1 protein-coding gene is annotated in these 334 nt (G+C 42.2%); it reads right to left on the minus strand.

Going from position 1 to position 334, the window contains the following annotated elements:
- A partial coding sequence (locus MD535_RS25915) for a transposase (protein ID WP_390902979.1) occupies window positions 1-334 on the minus strand: 334 nt, incomplete at both ends.

Raw genomic sequence — 334 nt, forward strand, 5'->3', positions numbered from 1 at the left:
ACCTTTGTCAAAAATAGTGAGAGAATGCTCCGGAACTTGCTCAATGAGCTCTTCCGCCAGACGCATTTCATTGGTTCGATAGTCCGAAAATGTACTATCAATTAGTTGGTGACTCGTCAGTTCCATCAGGCACACCATACGAACTTTAGGATAGATATTTTCGACGCCATTATTACACTGTGCTTTAAATTCTTGGTGATTTTCGGGGGTATCTGTCGTTCTCCAGACAACACCGTCCACGGCAAGCAAGTTTAAACCACACCATGTTTCAAAATTCGATGTTTGATAACTATGAGCCGCCATTGCTTTAAAGACTTGCTTAACTCCTTCTTCC

Origin of the sequence: Vibrio qingdaonensis (assembly GCF_026191675.1) — a bacterium.
GTDB classification, from domain to species: domain Bacteria; phylum Pseudomonadota; class Gammaproteobacteria; order Enterobacterales; family Vibrionaceae; genus Vibrio; species Vibrio qingdaonensis.